Source organism: Paralcaligenes ureilyticus (genome assembly GCF_004346225.1).
Classification (GTDB): domain Bacteria; phylum Pseudomonadota; class Gammaproteobacteria; order Burkholderiales; family Burkholderiaceae_B; genus Paralcaligenes; species Paralcaligenes ureilyticus.
Genome location: NZ_SMAJ01000003.1, coordinates 447915 through 464068, shown reverse-complemented (window position 1 = coordinate 464068; position 16154 = coordinate 447915). Strand labels below are relative to the sequence as shown.

17 protein-coding genes are annotated in these 16154 nt (G+C 57.5%); 7 read left to right on the top strand and 10 right to left on the bottom strand.

Annotated elements, in window-relative coordinates:
• The first annotated feature begins 503 nt into the window (after nucleotides 1-503).
• Both edd and EDC26_RS06750 read left to right on the top strand, forming a co-directional pair.
• On the top strand, nucleotides 504-2345 hold the full coding sequence (gene edd / locus EDC26_RS06755) for a phosphogluconate dehydratase (protein ID WP_132580698.1): 1842 nt from the start codon (nucleotides 504-506) through the stop codon (nucleotides 2343-2345).
• A 36-nt stretch (nucleotides 2346-2381) separates the two neighbouring features.
• Nucleotides 2382-3011, top strand: coding sequence for a bifunctional 4-hydroxy-2-oxoglutarate aldolase/2-dehydro-3-deoxy-phosphogluconate aldolase (locus EDC26_RS06750; protein WP_132580695.1), 630 nt, complete (start codon nucleotides 2382-2384; stop codon nucleotides 3009-3011).
• A gap of 188 nt (nucleotides 3012-3199) precedes the next feature.
• Here the strand turns inward: EDC26_RS06750 and EDC26_RS06745 are convergent, their stop codons facing one another.
• The 7 genes from EDC26_RS06745 to EDC26_RS06715 form a co-directional block, all read right to left on the bottom strand.
• Entirely contained in the window at nucleotides 3200-4144 is a 945-nt protein-coding gene (locus EDC26_RS06745) for a sugar kinase (RefSeq protein ID WP_132580692.1), read from the bottom strand.
• A complete protein-coding gene (locus EDC26_RS06740) occupies nucleotides 4141-4911 on the bottom strand; it encodes a sugar phosphate isomerase/epimerase family protein (RefSeq protein ID WP_132580828.1) in 771 nt (256 codons plus the stop codon). The genes EDC26_RS06745 and EDC26_RS06740 overlap by 4 nt, the downstream gene beginning before the upstream one ends.
• Before the next feature lie 154 nt (nucleotides 4912-5065).
• Entirely contained in the window at nucleotides 5066-5866 is an 801-nt protein-coding gene (locus EDC26_RS06735) for an amino acid ABC transporter ATP-binding protein (RefSeq protein WP_132580689.1), read from the bottom strand.
• Nucleotides 5867-5879: 13 nt separating this feature from the next.
• Nucleotides 5880-6686 carry a transporter substrate-binding domain-containing protein gene (locus EDC26_RS06730; protein ID WP_132580686.1) on the bottom strand — a complete coding sequence of 269 codons (807 nt, stop codon included), beginning with the start codon at nucleotides 6684-6686 and terminating at the stop codon, nucleotides 5880-5882.
• Between the two features lie 61 nt (nucleotides 6687-6747).
• Nucleotides 6748-7401 (bottom strand): amino acid ABC transporter permease, encoded by a 654-nt coding sequence (locus tag EDC26_RS06725; protein WP_132580684.1) that lies wholly within the window; start codon nucleotides 7399-7401, stop codon nucleotides 6748-6750.
• A 2-nt stretch (nucleotides 7402-7403) separates the two neighbouring features.
• On the bottom strand, nucleotides 7404-8072 hold the full coding sequence (locus EDC26_RS06720) for an amino acid ABC transporter permease (RefSeq protein WP_132580682.1): 669 nt from the start codon (nucleotides 8070-8072) through the stop codon (nucleotides 7404-7406).
• A gap of 147 nt (nucleotides 8073-8219) precedes the next feature.
• Nucleotides 8220-9242: a LacI family DNA-binding transcriptional regulator gene (locus EDC26_RS06715; RefSeq protein WP_207915076.1), complete on the bottom strand. Its 1023-nt coding sequence runs from the start codon at nucleotides 9240-9242 to the stop codon at nucleotides 8220-8222.
• Nucleotides 9243-9359: 117 nt separating this feature from the next.
• On the opposite strand from EDC26_RS06715, the gene pgl reads away from it, so the two are divergent.
• The 3 genes from pgl to EDC26_RS06700 are packed head-to-tail and all read left to right on the top strand — an operon-like array spanning nucleotide 9360 to nucleotide 11955.
• Nucleotides 9360-10037 (top strand): 6-phosphogluconolactonase, encoded by a 678-nt coding sequence (pgl, locus tag EDC26_RS06710; RefSeq protein WP_132580680.1) that lies wholly within the window; start codon nucleotides 9360-9362, stop codon nucleotides 10035-10037.
• Nucleotides 10037-11062 carry an adenosine deaminase gene (locus EDC26_RS06705; protein WP_132580678.1) on the top strand — a complete coding sequence of 342 codons (1026 nt, stop codon included), beginning with the start codon at nucleotides 10037-10039 and terminating at the stop codon, nucleotides 11060-11062. The genes pgl and EDC26_RS06705 overlap by 1 nt, the downstream gene beginning before the upstream one ends.
• 14 nt (nucleotides 11063-11076) lie before the next feature.
• Nucleotides 11077-11955, top strand: a complete 879-nt coding sequence (locus EDC26_RS06700; protein WP_132580676.1) for an alpha/beta hydrolase — start codon at nucleotides 11077-11079, stop codon at nucleotides 11953-11955.
• Here the strand turns inward: EDC26_RS06700 and EDC26_RS06695 are convergent.
• The gene (locus EDC26_RS06695) at nucleotides 11945-12382 is read right to left on the bottom strand and encodes a hypothetical protein (RefSeq protein WP_132580674.1); all 438 of its coding nucleotides are present in this window, start codon (nucleotides 12380-12382) and stop codon (nucleotides 11945-11947) included. The genes EDC26_RS06700 and EDC26_RS06695 overlap by 11 nt on opposite strands.
• Nucleotides 12383-12450: 68 nt before the next feature.
• Nucleotides 12451-12660: a cold-shock protein gene (locus tag EDC26_RS06690; RefSeq protein ID WP_013741470.1), complete on the bottom strand. Its 210-nt coding sequence runs from the start codon at nucleotides 12658-12660 to the stop codon at nucleotides 12451-12453.
• Between the two features lie 252 nt (nucleotides 12661-12912).
• On the opposite strand from EDC26_RS06690, the gene EDC26_RS06685 reads away from it, so the two are divergent.
• A complete protein-coding gene (locus tag EDC26_RS06685; RefSeq protein ID WP_243700812.1) occupies nucleotides 12913-13491 on the top strand; it encodes a DNA-3-methyladenine glycosylase in 579 nt (192 codons plus the stop codon).
• 18 nt (nucleotides 13492-13509) lie between these two features.
• On the opposite strand, the gene folE2 is transcribed toward EDC26_RS06685, so the two are convergent.
• The gene (gene folE2 / locus EDC26_RS06680) at nucleotides 13510-14307 is read right to left on the bottom strand and encodes a GTP cyclohydrolase FolE2 (protein WP_132580672.1); all 798 of its coding nucleotides are present in this window, start codon (nucleotides 14305-14307) and stop codon (nucleotides 13510-13512) included.
• Nucleotides 14308-14693: 386 nt separating this feature from the next.
• Between folE2 and zwf the strand changes: the two genes are divergently transcribed.
• The gene (zwf, locus tag EDC26_RS06675) at nucleotides 14694-16154 is read left to right on the top strand and encodes a glucose-6-phosphate dehydrogenase (protein WP_132580670.1); all 1461 of its coding nucleotides are present in this window, start codon (nucleotides 14694-14696) and stop codon (nucleotides 16152-16154) included.

Here is a 16154-nt window from a genome sequence, read left to right as displayed (position 1 = left end):
TCTCCACCCCAGCACCTTTTAGTGTCCCACTAAAAGGTGCTTGAAAAAACCAGATAAAAAACCAAACAAAACCGCTTAAAGAAACTATACAAGCGGAGCCTCGCGTGCGAGGCGTAGCGAGTTCGCCCGACGCCCGCCTGGACGAGGCAGACCCGGGCAGTCGGAGCGCGTAGCGCCCCGACCGCTGGACGGACCGGACGGGACCCACCCCTCGCCCTGCGGCGTTTTAATAGAATGACCCGCCCACCGAAAACGACCCCAAAAAACAGCGACGCAAAACGCGTTCAGTTCCGTAAACACTTCAACCGAAAATGCCTTATGATCCCGCCGTATAAGTAGTTAAATTACAAATAAATAATAAAAATTAAACAAAAAAATAGATAAAAATAGAGATAAATAAGATATATCGTTTAAGAACAAGAGGATTTTCTTGATATTGAAATGTAGCTAAATTACAATTAAAACCATCAGCAACCCAAACCCTGTCATTTCGAGACATCTCAATGGCCCTGAACCCCGTCATACGCGCCGTCACCGAGCGGATCACTGAACGCAGCCGCCATACCCGCGGACGCTATCTGCAGCGAACCGCAGCCGCATACGGCCAAAAAGTCGAACGCAGCCAACTGGGCTGCACGAATCTCGCCCATGCCTTTGCCGCCATGCCGGACCAGGCCAAAGCCCGCCTGAAGGAAACATCCAGGCCCAATCTAGCCATTGTCTCGTCATACAACGACATGCTCTCGGCGCACCAACCGCTGGCGGCCTTCCCTGCCATCCTCAAACAGGCCGCGCTCGACGCGGGAGCCACCGCGCAGTTTGCCGGTGGCGTGCCCGCCATGTGCGACGGCGTCACGCAGGGGCAAGTCGGCATGGAGTTAAGCCTGTTCTCGCGCGACGTCATTGCCATGGCGACGGCGATTGCACTGAGCCATCAAATGTTCGATGCGGCGCTGTACCTGGGTGTATGCGACAAGATCGTTCCCGGTTTGTTGATCGGCGCATTAAGTTTCGGCCACATCCCCGCCATATTCGTGCCGGCAGGCCCAATGACATCGGGCATTTCGAACGACGAAAAAGCCAAGACCCGGCAACTCTTCGCGCAAGGCAAAATCGGCCGCGCCGAACTGCTCGAATCCGAATGCCGGTCCTATCACGGGCCCGGCACCTGTACGTTTTACGGCACGGCCAACTCCAACCAGATGCTTATGGAAATAATGGGCCTGCACCTGCCCGGCAGCGCGTTCGTCACGCCCAATACGCCGTTGCGCGATGCGCTTACCCGTGCCGCCGCGCAACAGGCCGTGCAGATCACCGCTCAATCCTCATCCTTTACGCCCGTGGCTGAAGTCATCTGCGAAAAATCGCTGGTCAACGGCATTGTCGGGTTGCTGGCTACTGGGGGCTCCACCAATCACACCCTGCACTTGGTGGCCATCGCGCAAGCAGCCGGCATCGCCCTCAACTGGGACGATTTCTCGGATCTCTCCGCCGTAGTCCCGTCGCTTGTGCGCATCTATCCCAACGGACACGCTGACGTCAATCACTTCCATGCGGCCGGCGGCATAGGTCTGGTTATTGCGCAACTCATCGACGCCGGCCTTTTGCACGAAGATGTCAAGACCGTTTCCGGGCCCGGATTGCGGCGCTACACGCAAGAACCTTATCTCGACGGCGACAATCTTATATGGCGCCCCGCCGCAGCCCAATCGCTGGATCGCAACGTCATACGCTCAACCGACGACCCGTTTAGCGCCGACGGCGGCCTGAAGCTTTTAAGCGGTAATTTGGGCCGCGCCGTCATCAAGGTATCGGCCGTCAAGCCCGAGCACCGAGTCGTTGAAGCGCCGGCTCTTGTCTTCCACGATCAAAACGAACTGCTGGCGGCGTACAAAAACGGTGAGCTGGCTCGCGACTTTGTGGCCGTCGTACGTTTTCAGGGGCCGGCCGCCAACGGCATGCCCGAACTGCACAAACTGACCCCCGCTCTATCGGTCTTGCAGGAACAGGGTTATAAAGTGGCGCTGGTCACCGATGGCCGCATGTCGGGGGCTTCGGGCAAAGTGCCCGCCGCCATACACATAAGCCCCGAAGCGCTGGCCGGCGGGCCGTTGGCGCGCGTTCAAAACGGCGACATACTGCGCATCGACGCCAACACGGGCGAACTGTCGCTGCTGGGCTCTCCCGGCTGGATGCAGCGCCCGCTTGCGCGGGCCGACCTCAGCGCCCATCAAAGCGGATTCGGGTGCGAACTGTTTGCTTCGGCCCGCCGCCAGGCGGGTACTGCCGAATGCGGAGCCGCCACGTTTGGACATCCGGACTGGGCAGCAGCCGAAGTGCTTTAATCTATCACTGTTATCTATCCAGTCAGGCCACTATCCATGAACGCTCTTGAACTACTCCGGCAAAGCCCGGTCATGCCCGTTATTGTCATCAAAAATCTTGACACTGCTGTTGGCCTGGCCCGCGCACTGGTCGCAGGCGGTGTGCGCAGCCTGGAGATCACACTGCGCTCCAACGTCGCGCTGGAAGCCATACAACTCATCTCCGACGCGGTTCCGGATGCTTTGGTTGGAGTGGGCACGATACGCGATGCCAAGCAATTCGATGCGGCTGTCCGTGCGGGTGCAAAGTTCGCCGTCAGTCCAGGCCTGACGCCAGGCATCGCCCGTGCGGCACAAGAAGCCGACATCCCGTTCCTGCCCGGTGTAGCAACGGCGTCAGAATCCATGATCGCCTCCGATTGTGGATTCACGGTGCAAAAACTATTCCCGGCGCAAGCCGTGGGCGGGGTCGCCTTGCTCAAGGCGCTTTACGGCCCCTTGCCCGACATCCGCTTCTGCCCTACCGGCGGCGTCAACGCTCAAAACGCCAGGGATTATCTGGAGCTACCCAACGTTGAATGTGTCGGCGGATCGTGGCTGACGCCGGAATCGGCTGTCACCAAGCAGGACTGGAGCGCCATCACAAAATTGGCCCGGGAGGCCTGCTTGCTTATTCAGCGACGCTAGTGATGTTTTTTATGGCACCCACAAGGGGTGCCGCTACAGATATATGTGCGGATTTGTCACTACAGGCCTGTAGCGACAGGCCTTGTGCCTGTCATCCGTGCAAGATACCGTCTTGGCTGTCAGAGATTTTGGCACCCACAAGGGCTGCCGCTACGTGAATGACGAGCCTGTTTCGTAGCGGCAACCCCTTACATTCCCGCCCGCACCAACTCTTCGCGCGTGGGCAGACCTTCGGTGTCGCCCAAAACCTGGACAGCCTTTGCCCCTATCCATGCGCCGCGCCTGACGGCCGACCGGATATCGCCCCCTTCCAGCAAGGCGCTAATCACGCCCACCGCAAAACCGTCCCCCGCGCCAACGGTATCCAGAACCTCGGCAACAGGAAAACCCGGGACATAACCCTCTGCATCATCACCGCTGAAATAAGCGCCGTCCCGACCCAGTTTGACAATGACGCGTTCGACTCCCCGGTCACGATAAAAACGCGCAATCGCTTCCGGCGTACCCTGTCCCGTCAGCAAGCGGCCTTCTTCGATACCCGGAAAGACCCAATGAGCGCCAAACGCCAGTCGATTGATAGACTCGCGCATATGCTCGGTGGACGACCACAGCACGGGCCGAAGATTCGGATCGAAAGACACCGTGCGGCCCGCCTCGCGCATCATGGCCATCGATTTGCAATTGACCTCGAAGCAGTTGTCCGAAACTGCCGCAAACACACCCGTGGAATGCAGATGCCGCGCGGCGCACAACCATGCCTGGTCGATATCGCCGGGTTGCATCTGGCTTGCCGCCGAGCCTTTGCGATGGTATTCGAACGGTGGATCGCTGCCGTCGACCACACGGCCCTTGAACTGCAGGGCGGTGCGTTGCTGCAGGTCGCAGACCACATGCGAGCAATCGATACCTTCACGCTGCATCTCGGCCAGCAGGTAGCGGCCCATGGAGTCCGACCCCAAACGGCTGGCCCAGCCCACTTTCAGTCCAAGGCGCGACAAACCGATAGCCACATTGGTTTCGGCCCCGGCGGTACGTTTGTAAAAGGCCTGTGCATTTTCAAGCGGGCCGGGCCGATCGGCAATCAGCATCATCATGGCTTCGCCGAATGTCACCACATCAAGGGCGTGGCTCATTGCAGGCGGCCTTCAAGATGGCGCAGGCCGTCTATGGCCGTGCGAGTCACATCCAGCAAATCATCACCAAACAAGGGATACTCGATGGCGCGCGGCACATTGGCGGGCATGGCTTCGAATACAGCACGCCACGGGGCCAGCGAATCGGTCAATGCCACGGCCACCCATCGGTGGGCCTGGCGCTGCACGCCTTTGCAATGCACATACTGCACCCGCGGCGCAAACAGCTCCGCGGCGCGCAAGGAGCTCTCGCCCACCCAATGCCAGTTGCCCATATCGAAGGTCATGCCCAGGATAAGGCCGGTGTTTTCCATTGCTTCAAAAAAATACTGCAAGGCCCGGATTGTGCCCGCCGCTGCAGTCTGATCGTTTTCAATCAGCAGCCTGACGCGGCTTTGCGCCAGGCGCTGTTTCAGCTCGGCCAGCGAGGCGAGCGAATTCTGATGAAAGCCGCCTATGGACATCTTCACTACGGAGGCGTTCAACGCCAAGGCCGATGTCAGGGCGTTTTCCAGCGCAACAGAATCGAAAGCACCCTCTCGATCCCAAAGCCCCTCGGGGCTCGAATAGACGCTGCTAAGTCCGGTGCGGCGAAACATCGCGTCAAGCTGCGGCAGTTCCACGGCGGCATCGACCAGCAATTCGCCACGCACTTCCACACCATCGGCGCCGGCGGCATGGCACAGTTCGGCAAACCAACACTGCCCGTGACGCCGCACCTCGGCTGTCCCGAACGACGATAAAGAAACAATCACTTGACTGGACAAGCCCATGGTAAAACTGACTCCAACGAGAGAATCACACGCACCGAATTGGCACCCACAAGGGGTGCCGATACAAAAACGTACCCGCAACGGGTGTAGCGGCACCCCTTGTGGGTGCCATCTTCCTAAATACATCAAACCAACCGCGCATCCAGCATCAATGCTGAGAGCTCAATATCTGCCCAAGGAAGCTACGGGTTTTCTCGTGCTCGGGGTGGCTGAAAAACGTAGCAGGCGGCGCCTGCTCGATGATTTTTCCATCCGCCATGAAAATAACCCGGTCTGCCACACTGCGCGCGAACCCCATTTCGTGCGTCACGCACAGCATCGTCATCCCATCATCGGCCAGGCCGATCATCGTATCGAGCACCTCTTTGACCATTTCCGGATCCAGCGCCGAAGTGGGCTCGTCGAACAACATAATCTTGGGCGTCATGCACAAAGCACGGGCAATAGCCACCCGTTGCTGCTGGCCGCCCGATAACTGGCTGGGATACTTCAGGGCCTGATCGGCAATGCGCACGCGCGTCAGATACTTCATGGCCAGCGCCTCGGCCGCCTGTTTATCCACACGGCGCGAGCGCATGGGCGCAAGCATGCAATTTTGCAGCACCGTCATATGCGGAAACAGATTGAACTGCTGGAACACCATGCCAACCTCCTGACGCACAGCCTCGACGTTATGAGCGCTGGCGGTCAGGTCGATGCCATCGACCACAATGCGGCCTTTCTGCACTTTTTCCAGACCATTGATGCAGCGAATCATGGTTGATTTCCCCGAACCTGAAGGCCCGCAAACCACGATGCGCTCGCCGGCATCAACCTTCAGGTCGACATCGGTGAGCGCCTGGAAATTGCCGTACCATTTGTTCACGGCAACGACCTCGATAATCGTCTCGCCGCGAGCGGCGGAACGATCGGCGGGATGCGCCGCAACAGAAGCCTGGCTGTCAGTCATGGTAAAGCCGCCCTTACGATGCTTTCAGCTTAGGCAGATCGGTACCCAGCCATTTTTTGTACAGCTTGCTAAGTTCGCCGTTGGCAATGTTTTTCGCTACAAACGCGTTGACATCCGCAAGCGTCTTGGACTCGCCCGGACGCATCGCGACCGCCATTTCCTGTTGCAGCAGCACAAACTTGTTTTCGTACTTATTGGGTACGCGTTTGGAAATCTGCGCGGCGACCGTGGTGGAACATCCTATGGCGTCAACCTGCCCGGATAACAAGGCCTGCATGGCCGACGCGTCATCGTCGAAACGACGGATATTCGCCGTTTTTGGCGCAATCTTGCTAACGGCAATATCCTGCGTGCTCGCACGCGCCACGCCAATACGCAGGCCAGCCAGATCGGCGGCTCCTTTGATGGCGCGGTCCTTGCCGCCATACACGACAATCTGCGCCGCCGAATACGGACTGGAAAACTGTACTTGCTTGGCGCGCTCAGCGGTAATAGCCAAAGAGGCCACCAGCAAATCCACCTTATTGGTCAAAAGAAAAGGGATGCGATTGGGGCCCGTTACGGGTACGATTTTTACTTTTACGCCCAAATCCTTGGCCAGCAATTTGGCCACGTCGGCGTCATAGCCGTCGGGCTGATTCTGAGCGTTCATGATGCCATACGGCGGAAAGTCCACCAGCATGCCGACCGTCAACTCCCCCTTTTGCTTGACTTGGTCTATCGTTTCGGCGCTGGCCGTCGAGGCGCCCAACGCCAGTACACCCAGGCTCGCCAACATCGTCGCGCCCATCAGCGCGCGAATTTTTTTACTTAAATACATATTCAGTCTCCAAGAATTAAATACCCACATCGGTTAAACATCGATCTACAGCCCGGCCTGTCTAGCGCACCAGCGACGCGGCAAGACGCCGCTCCATACGAGCCGCCAGCAAAGACAAGGGCCAGCACAACAAGAAATAAATCACCGCAACCACCGAAAACACCAGCATAGGCTCGAACGTAGCATTATTGATAATCTGGCCGGCACGGGTTAATTCGGTAAAGCCGATAATGGCCGCCAGCGACGTCCCCTTAACGATCTGCACCAGATAACCAACGGTGGGGGGCACCGCTATTTTCAAGGCCTGCGGCAGCACAACGTCGCGCATTTTCCAGCGATACGACAAACCCAGGGCGTCGGCGGCTTCCCACTGGCCGCCCGGTATGGCCTCGATGCAGCCACGCCAGATTTCTCCCAGAAAAGCTCCGCTGTTAAGCGTCAAGGCGATCCCTGCCGCCAGCCACGGGTTCACGTCGATCCCTATGACCGGAGCGCCGAAGAAGATCAGGAACAGCTGCAGCAATAAAGGCGTGCCGCGAAACAATTGGATAAAACCGATGGACCAACCGCGCAGCATCCTGCTTTCGGAAGTACGCGACAAGGCCAGCGTCAAACCTACGATGCCGCCCCCGACAAAAGCCATCAAAGACAAGCCTATCGTCCATCGGGCCGCTTCAAGTATGTATAAGAACTCTGAATAACCGAAAGTGCGCATGATCAGCGATCCGGATAGTTCAGGCCCCACCGGAATACCAGGCGGAACAGGTACGAGAAAAGCAGCGTCAGCACCAAATAGATGGCGGTAATGACAATGTAGATTTCAAAGCTGCGAAACGTTTCCGATTGCAAGTTGGCCGCAACCGAAGTCAGATCGTCGGCGGAGATCACCGACACCACGCTGGAAGCCAGCATCAGTAAAATGAACTGGCTGGTCAGCGCGGGGTAAATGGCGCGCAGCGCCGGCTTTAACACGACAAAACGAAAAATTTCATAGCGCGATAAATTCAGCGCCAGCCCCGCCTCGACCTGCGCCCTGGGAATGGCCTCAATTCCGGCCCGCACGATTTCGGTGGCATAAGCGCCCAGATTCACCACCATGGCGACCAGCGCCGCCGTATGCGCAGACCAACGCACTCCGGTGGCCGGCAGCGCAAAATAGAAAAAAAACAATTGCACCAGAAACGGCGTGTTGCGGATCAGTTCGATATAGGCATTGATGACCCAGCGCACCAACCTAGGGCCGGAGGTTTTGCCCCAGGCACATAAAATCGCCACACACAGCCCAAACAACATTGCCAGAAAAGACAGCTGGATCGTTATCCAGGTGCCCCTCAGCAGCAATGGCCATGCATCGAACACAGGGCCGAATTGAAATGAATAATTCACTATGGATACTCGGGAAAGGCATCGACGCCTTCAGCAGACACGTTCTGAAACCGGTTTCATCAAGCTTTGAATTTTAATAAATGCCGAAAAGAACTCGAATAAGTATTTACCCTTACACTGAAGTCAAAAGTACGCTCCAGGCAGCGATCAACGCCGCGATGGGTCCGACGATCCGCGCACATTCAAGACGCCTGGCAACAGTATTGTTCGTGGGGCGACATCCCGTCCCTGCAAACGATCCAACAGGCATTCCGCCGCTTTGCGGCCCAATTCGCCGGTGGGTTGCGACACCGTACTGATCCCCGGGCCGACATAAGGCGACCATTCGGTCTCGTCAATGCCAATCAATCCTACATCCGCACCCAATTGCCAACCCAGACGCGCCATCGCCGCCACAATACGCAAAGTCACCACCGCATTACTGGAAATGACGGCAGCACGCCCCACCTTTGCCCGCTCGCGCAATGCACGAAGCGCCTGATCCAGGTCGGCCGCGCCGGCATCGCTGGCCAGGCAGCACCCCGATACCTTCTCATTGTGATCCCGAATAAACGACATGAAGGCCGCAGACCTCTCGATGCGCGAGCTCACGCCTCCCAACGGCTCGGTCGCCAGCAACAACTCGGTATAGCCCGCATCCAGCAGATGTTGCGCGCTCAAGTCTATAGCCTGCTTATTATTCAAGGAGACGAAATCAACATCCAGCCCCTGATGCAAGCGGTCGACCAGCACGACGGGCTTGCCGCAGCGAGCCGCGTCCACCCCTGCGTCGTAACCCATGGTGTTCAGAATAAAACCTTCCACCTGATAGGAGAGCAACGCCTGTATGGCGGCGCTCTCGCGCTGACTCTCGTTGCCCAGATTGAACAGCATCACCAAATAGCCGGCAGCCCGGCAGGCCTTTTCGGCACCACGCAGTACGGCCACCGAATAGGGGTTGGTGATGTCGGCAACCACCAGGCCGATCAGGCGCGAGCGGCCGCGTTTGAGCGCTTGCGCCATCGGACTCGGTGTATAGCCCAACTGGGCGACGGCCACTTCGACGCGCTCTGCGATCTCGGCGGACAACAAGGTATCGCGATGATTCAGGAATCGCGATACCGTTGCCTTCGAAACCCCGGCCTGGCGCGCCACATCGGCAATCGTCGCACGGGCTGTGTTTTTAATCATAAGTCCTGTATTGTAGCCAGCTGCGCGTCGATGCCTCTTTATGTACGATACCTGTACGATACGGGTGTAGTCTGGCTGTCTTGCCTCGTTTTTAGCATATACGGTAGGGAGAAACGCATGATCTGGCATCCTTATGAACAAAGCCAGCCTTGCATCAAGGCGCTGGCCCATGCCGTGACCGGCTTGCTGCAGCAAGAGCTGGAACAGTCAGGCACGGCTCGCTTGGCGGTATCGGGCGGGCACTCTCCGATACCTCTTTTTACCGAGCTCAGCCAAGCCGGTCTGGATTGGCCAAAGATACACATCACGCTGGTTGACGAGCGTTTTGTTGCGCCCGGCGACCCGGACAGCAACGAGAACCTGGTACGCCGCTACCTGTTGGTCAACCGCGCCAGCCACGCCCAGTTCCAGGGGCTGGTCACGCACGCCGACGATATAAAGGCCTGCGTGGACCAGGCCAACCGCAGCGCGGCGCCGGCCACCCTGGCGATTCTGGGCATGGGCGACGACGGGCACACCGCCTCGCTCTTTCCGAACGCTCCTGAGCTGGCGCAGGCGCTCGACCCCGCCCAGACCCTTCATTACATGTCCATTACACCTCCCGCGGCTCCTCACCGGCGCATCAGCTCAACCCTGGCCGCCCTGCTGCAGGCGCAGCATCGAATACTGTTCATAAGCGGCCCGCAAAAACTCCAGGTATTCGAACGGGCCGCACAACAACCCACGCCGGCTCAACCAGTCAGCCTGCTGCTCACGCGAACCGACGCGGCCATCAACGTCTATTGGCATCCCTGATGAACTCCCCCGACCTCAACGCCTATATCCGCGGCCTGCCCAAGGCCGAATTGCACTTGCATATCGAAGGAACGCTGGAGCCCGAGCTGATCTTCGAACTGGCGGCTCGCAATCACATGGCCATACCCTATTCATCGGTCGAGGCGTTACGCGCCGCCTATGCCTTTACCGATCTGCAATCGTTTCTGGATCTCTATTACGCAGGCGCCAGCGTCCTTATCACCGAACAGGATTTTTACGACATGACCATGGCCTATCTGCGGCGGGCACGCGCCGACGGCGTGCTGCATGCCGAGATCATGTTCGATCCGCAAACCCACACCGGGCGCGGCGTGGCGATCGAAACCGTGTTTGCCGGCATCGCACGGGCATTGCGCGAGGTGCGCGCCGCAACAGGCATCAGCAGTTATCTGCTCATGAGCTTTCTACGCCATCTGTCCGAACAGGAAGCCTTTGACACACTGGCCGCCGCGCTGCCGCTACGCGAACAATACAACGATGTCTGGATAGGTATCGGGCTGGATTCTGCCGAACTGGGCAACCCGCCCGACAAATTCGCCCGGATTTTCGCTCGCTGCAAAGAGCTGGAGTTTCGCCTGGTTGCCCATGCGGGCGAAGAAGGCCCTGCCGCCTATGTAAGCGACGCCCTCGATGTGCTGCACGTCGAACGCATCGACCACGGCGTGCGCAGTGAAGACGACCCGGCCCTGATGCAACGCCTGATTCGCGATCAGGTGCCCTTGACCGTCTGCCCCTTATCAAACCTGAAGCTGTGCGTAGTGGATGCTTTAGAGCAACATAATCTGGCACGCCTGCTGCGCCAGGGAGCCATGGTCACGATCAACTCGGACGACCCCGCCTATTTCGGCGGCTATGTGGGCCAGAATTATCTGGCGACAGCGCAGGCGCTAGGGTTAAGCAAGCAGGAACTGGGCACACTGGCCCGGAACAGCCTGGAGTCCTGCTTTTTACCGGCCGATCAGAAGCAAGTCCTGCTCGGCAAGCTGCAAGGCTATTTGATCTAAGACCGGAGGCACGCATGCATTTCCCCGCATACAAAGCTAGCCTAGCGCTGACTCTGGCCTGCCTATGTGCGAGCGCCTGGGCAGGCGAGATAGTCAGCGATAAGCTCGATTCCCCCATTTTGGGCCGCAGTCTGCCATTTACCATTTATCTACCCGATGGCTACTACGAGTCCTTCGACAAATTCCCGGTCGTCTATCTGTTGCATGGATCGGGGGGCGACGAACACACCTGGGTCGCCTATGCGGGCGCACGCGAGACTTTGGATGGCCTGATTCGGCGCCGCGAAATAGCTCCCGTCATCGCCGTCATGCCGGCCGGCGGCTCCTCTTGGTGGATCGATGGCCAGATAGAGAAAATGCAGCTGGCGCTCAGAATGGACTTAATACCCTATATAGAAAAACGCTATGAGGCCAAATCAGACCGTGGGCACCGGGCAGTCGCGGGTATTTCGATGGGTGGCTTCGGCGCATTGAACCTGGCCTTAAGCCATCCCGAGCTGACCTGCGCGGCGGGCTTGTTAAGCCCGGCTGCCTATGCCCAGCCCCCGAAGAAATCCAGTGCACATAGCAATACCGGGCAATTTGCCAAGGACGGCCAATTCGACCCGGCACGCTGGTCGGCGCAAAGCTATCCTGCCTTGCTGGCCGGCTACAAGGCGCAGAAACAGATCGTTCCCATGTATATCAGCGGCGGCGATCAGGACAGGGAAGTCACGCCTGCAATGAACGCCAATTTGTTTGAAGCGATTTATGCGATCCAGCCCACGCAAGTAAAGCTGCGTGTCGTCGACGGCGCCCACGAATGGATGACTTTCCGCGACGCTCTACCCGAGGCGTTGAAATACATCGACAGACAGTGCGGCTTCAATGGGCACCGGAAACCTATGGCTTAGCGTTGCTCGCGTACTTGCCCTTATCGATAAAATTGGCCTCCTGCATTTCGGTCACACAATGAGAATTGCCAAAGAAGGCCACTTTTCCGTCTTTGTCCACAATCACGGCGGCATCGGTGGCTGAATACACGGCCGGATATTCGTAGCACGTAAAACCGCGCTCATTACCGGTTTTTTCTTTCGGCGGCTCTCCCATCTTTTCCAAAATAGGCGCCACGCTTTGCCCTACCTCGACCGAATTCAACACGGATTGCAATTTTTGCTGACGAGCATCCTGGCCGATGGCTGTTTTTTTGCCGTCGTCCGACGACCCCAGCGCGCCTTTGGCAGCGTTATATCCCGCCTGGGCCATCTGGCCGGTCAACAGCGGCGCACACGCCGTCAGCGCGATGGAGCCCAGCACTACAGCGATCAACGACTTCAGCATGGAGATTCCTTCATCAAAAACTAAAAAAGCCCACCAGAACGGCGGGCTTTTTTACACGAAGAGGCTACTTAAATAACCTGGATCGATTTGGCTTGAGGCCCTTTTTGGCCTTCGGCCGCAACGTAGGAAACACGTTGATTTTCTTCGAGCGACTTAAAGCCGGTGCCGATGATATCGGTATGATGGGCAAACAAATCCTTGCCGCCCGATTCAGGCTTGATAAAGCCAAAACCCTTTTCGTTGTTGAACCACTTAACAATACCAGTTTCTGTTTGCATGTTTTTTGCAATCCCTAAAAATTCCGAGCAATATGCCCTATAAAAAAGACTATCAAGGAGTAGAGATCAGAGCAAAAAAGTACTTTCTACTGGTACTGAATTGTACAAACTTCAACGAACTTGAAAATCTAGCTCCTTATTGTACCTGTAAAAAAACCCGGAAATCAAGTTGCCCGAAAATTCATGGCAAACCAAGGTCGTTTCGTCGTAAAAACACCCTGTTTGCTACACTTGCAGGTATTAAGCAACATTTTGTCATCCGTATTCGCCATCGCACTCATGCAAAAGCTAGCCCGAGATTTCTACAACCGAGACACCATTCTGGTCGCCAAAGACCTGCTGGGAAAACGACTGGTACATCGTGTAAGCCGGGAGGAGCGCATAGGCAGAATCGTAGAAGTCGAGGCTTATCTTGGCCCTCACGATCTTGCCGCCCATACCTCGAAAGGGATAACGCCGCGCACCAAGGTCATGTACGGCCCGCCCGGCCATGTCTATGTGTACCTGGTTTACGGCATGCACCACTGCATGAACGTTGTCACGGAGCCGGATGGCACGGGCGCTGCTGTGCTGCTTCGCGCAATTGAGCCCTTGCAGAACGTTGCCGGCAAAACCTCCGGACCGGGGCTATTGTGTAAAGCCATGGGCGTCACGCTCAACGACTATGGGCACGACCTGTGCAGCGATGATTTTTACATCGCTGCGGCTGCCGGCGACGGACCTATAGCGATCGTGGAGCGTCCCCGTGTCGGCGTCGCCTACGCAGGCGATTGGGCCGACAAGCCCTTGCGCTTCTACATAGAAGGAAACCGATACATTTCGAAGAAATAGGCGGCCGCGCGGCCGATACTAGCCTTCAATCACCGCATACGCCGAGTGATTGTGTATGGATTCGAAATTCTCGGCTTCGACACGATAACGTGCAATGGCCGGGCAATCCTCCAAACGAACGGCTACGTCGCGCACCAAATCCTCGACAAACTTCGGATTGTTATACGCATACTCGGTTACGTACTTCTCATCAGGCCGTTTCAACAGGCCCCATAGCTCGCAAGATCCCTCCTGTTCAACCAGGCCAATGAGTTGATTCATATCCAAATCACCGCCAAGCGCCACAAAAATGGTGACATGCGAACGCTGGTTATGCGCGCCATATTTGGAAATGGCTTTTGAACAAGGGCATAAGCTGGTCACCGGGATCTTTAAAGTCATTTCAAAATCGACCTGCTCCTCGCGTGCCCGCGCTGTCCACTGCACATCGTAGTCGAGCAGGCTGTTTACCCCAGACACCGGCGCCGATTTATTGATGAAGTAGGGAAACTGCGCCGTGATATCGCCACGCTGCGCATGCAGCAAGCGCAACATATCCCGGGTCATGGTGCGAAACACGGCGGGCGTCATGGCGACGGCTCGATACTGTTCCAGCAGCGCCATGAAACGGGACATATGCGTCCCCTTCTCCGCAGCCGGCAACTCTACGGTAAGCGTCCAGTCGGCTATCGTACCTTGTGCCGACCCATCGTCCGCAACCACCTGCATCGGATAGCGCGCACCGCGTATCCCCACGCGTTGAATAACAAGATGACGGCCATCGGGCGAACTTTGAACATCGGGCAAAGCAACGGGCAGGTCCAGAGGGGAATTCATCAAGGTTTCCTTATGGTAGGGACTGTAGGGGCGCCCCTTTGTCAGGGCCCCTTTGTATTAGCACCCCTTTGTAGCGGCACCCCTTGTGGGTGCCACCAATAGTCGGGGGGCTACCACATTGGATCGCCGCACAGCCCCTCACGTTCCCGATAATTTGCGCGCCCAGACAGGCAGCCCACGTTGGCGTTGATGGACGAAATGGTTGTTGCAGCTTTTGGCACCCACAAGGGGTGCCGCTACATAAGCTATCCGTGAATAATGTAGCGCCACCCCTTGTGGGTGGCAAAACCGTGACAACCCTTGACGCTTTGCAATCCGGCCCAAATGTAGCTAAATTACATGGTCAGCTCATTCATCATTTCGCCGCATCAAAAGGACGTTCCCCAATGGTCACCACACCTGCCGTCGATATTATTTTCTTTGGGGGAACCGGCGACCTCGCGCTGCGCAAGCTCCTACCCGCGCTGTACCAGGCCGACAAGGCCGGGTTGCTGCATGGCGACACACGAATTTTTGCGCTGGGACGCAAGGCCATTGGGCGCGACGGCTACCTGGCCCTGCTCGATGAGCGAGTAAAGCCCAGGGTAAACACTGATCTCGACCCGGACGCATGGACCCGCTTCAACCAACGAATCCACTTCAACTCACTGGACGCCGGCCGTGCCGAGGACTACGAGCAGCTGCTACACGATTTGGGCGGTGTAAGCGAGCGCGTTACCGTTTGCTATCTGGCCACCGCCCCGCACCTGTTCACACCCATCTGCATGCACCTGGCGGCGGTCGGCCTGAATCACCCCAACGTCCGGGTTGTACTTGAAAAACCCCTGGGGCACGATCTGGCATCGTCCAACGCCATCAATGCCGATGTGGCCCAATATTTTTCCGAGAACCAGATTTATCGCATTGACCATTATCTGGGCAAGGAATCAGTGCAAAATCTAATGGCTATCCGCTTCGGCAATGCCTTGTTTGAGCCTCTATGGCGGCGCGAATGGATCGACAATGTGCAAATCACCATCGCCGAGGAACTGGGCGTCGAAGAGCGCGGCGAATTCTATGACCAGACCGGGGCCTTGCGCGACATGCTGCAAAGTCACTTGCTGCAACTGCTGTGTATTGTGGCCATGGAACCGCCCGCCAGCCTGGCCGAAGACGCCATACGCGACGAAAAGCTCAAAGTTCTCAAATCGCTTAAAGCGTTTACCGCCGAAGACGTCGTCACCAAAACGGTACGCGGCCAATACCAGAGCGGCGCCATCAAAGGCATGCCCGTAACCGGCTACCGGCAGGAGCATAAGGTTGCGGCCAACAGCAACACCGAAACCTTTGTTGCCTTGCAGGCCGAAATCAGCAACTGGCGCTGGGCCGGCGTGCCGTTCTTCTTGCGCACCGGCAAACGCATGCAGGAACGCACCGCAGAAATCGTGATCAATTTTCGCAACGTGCCGCACGCCCTGTTCCCCATGCCGATCGGCCTGCATTCGGCCAACCGCCTGGTTATCAGCCTGCAACCCAAAGAAAGCATACGCTTGTACTTCCTGGCCAAAGAACCTGGCGACGCCATGAACCTGCAATCGACCTACCTGAACCTGGATTTTCACACCACATTCAAAGCGCGGTGGGCCGACGCGTACGAACGGCTGCTGCTGGACGTGATCCGCGGCAGGCTCGCCCTATTCATGCGCCGCGACGAACAGGCCCAGGCATGGTCATGGGTCGAACCCATCATGCGCTCATGGGAGCAGCACTCCATTGCACCCAGACCCTATACCGCCGGCACATGGGGGCCTGCCGCATCGGGCAGCCTGCTGGCGCGCGCCGCAGCCGTCTGGCATGAAGAGACCTGA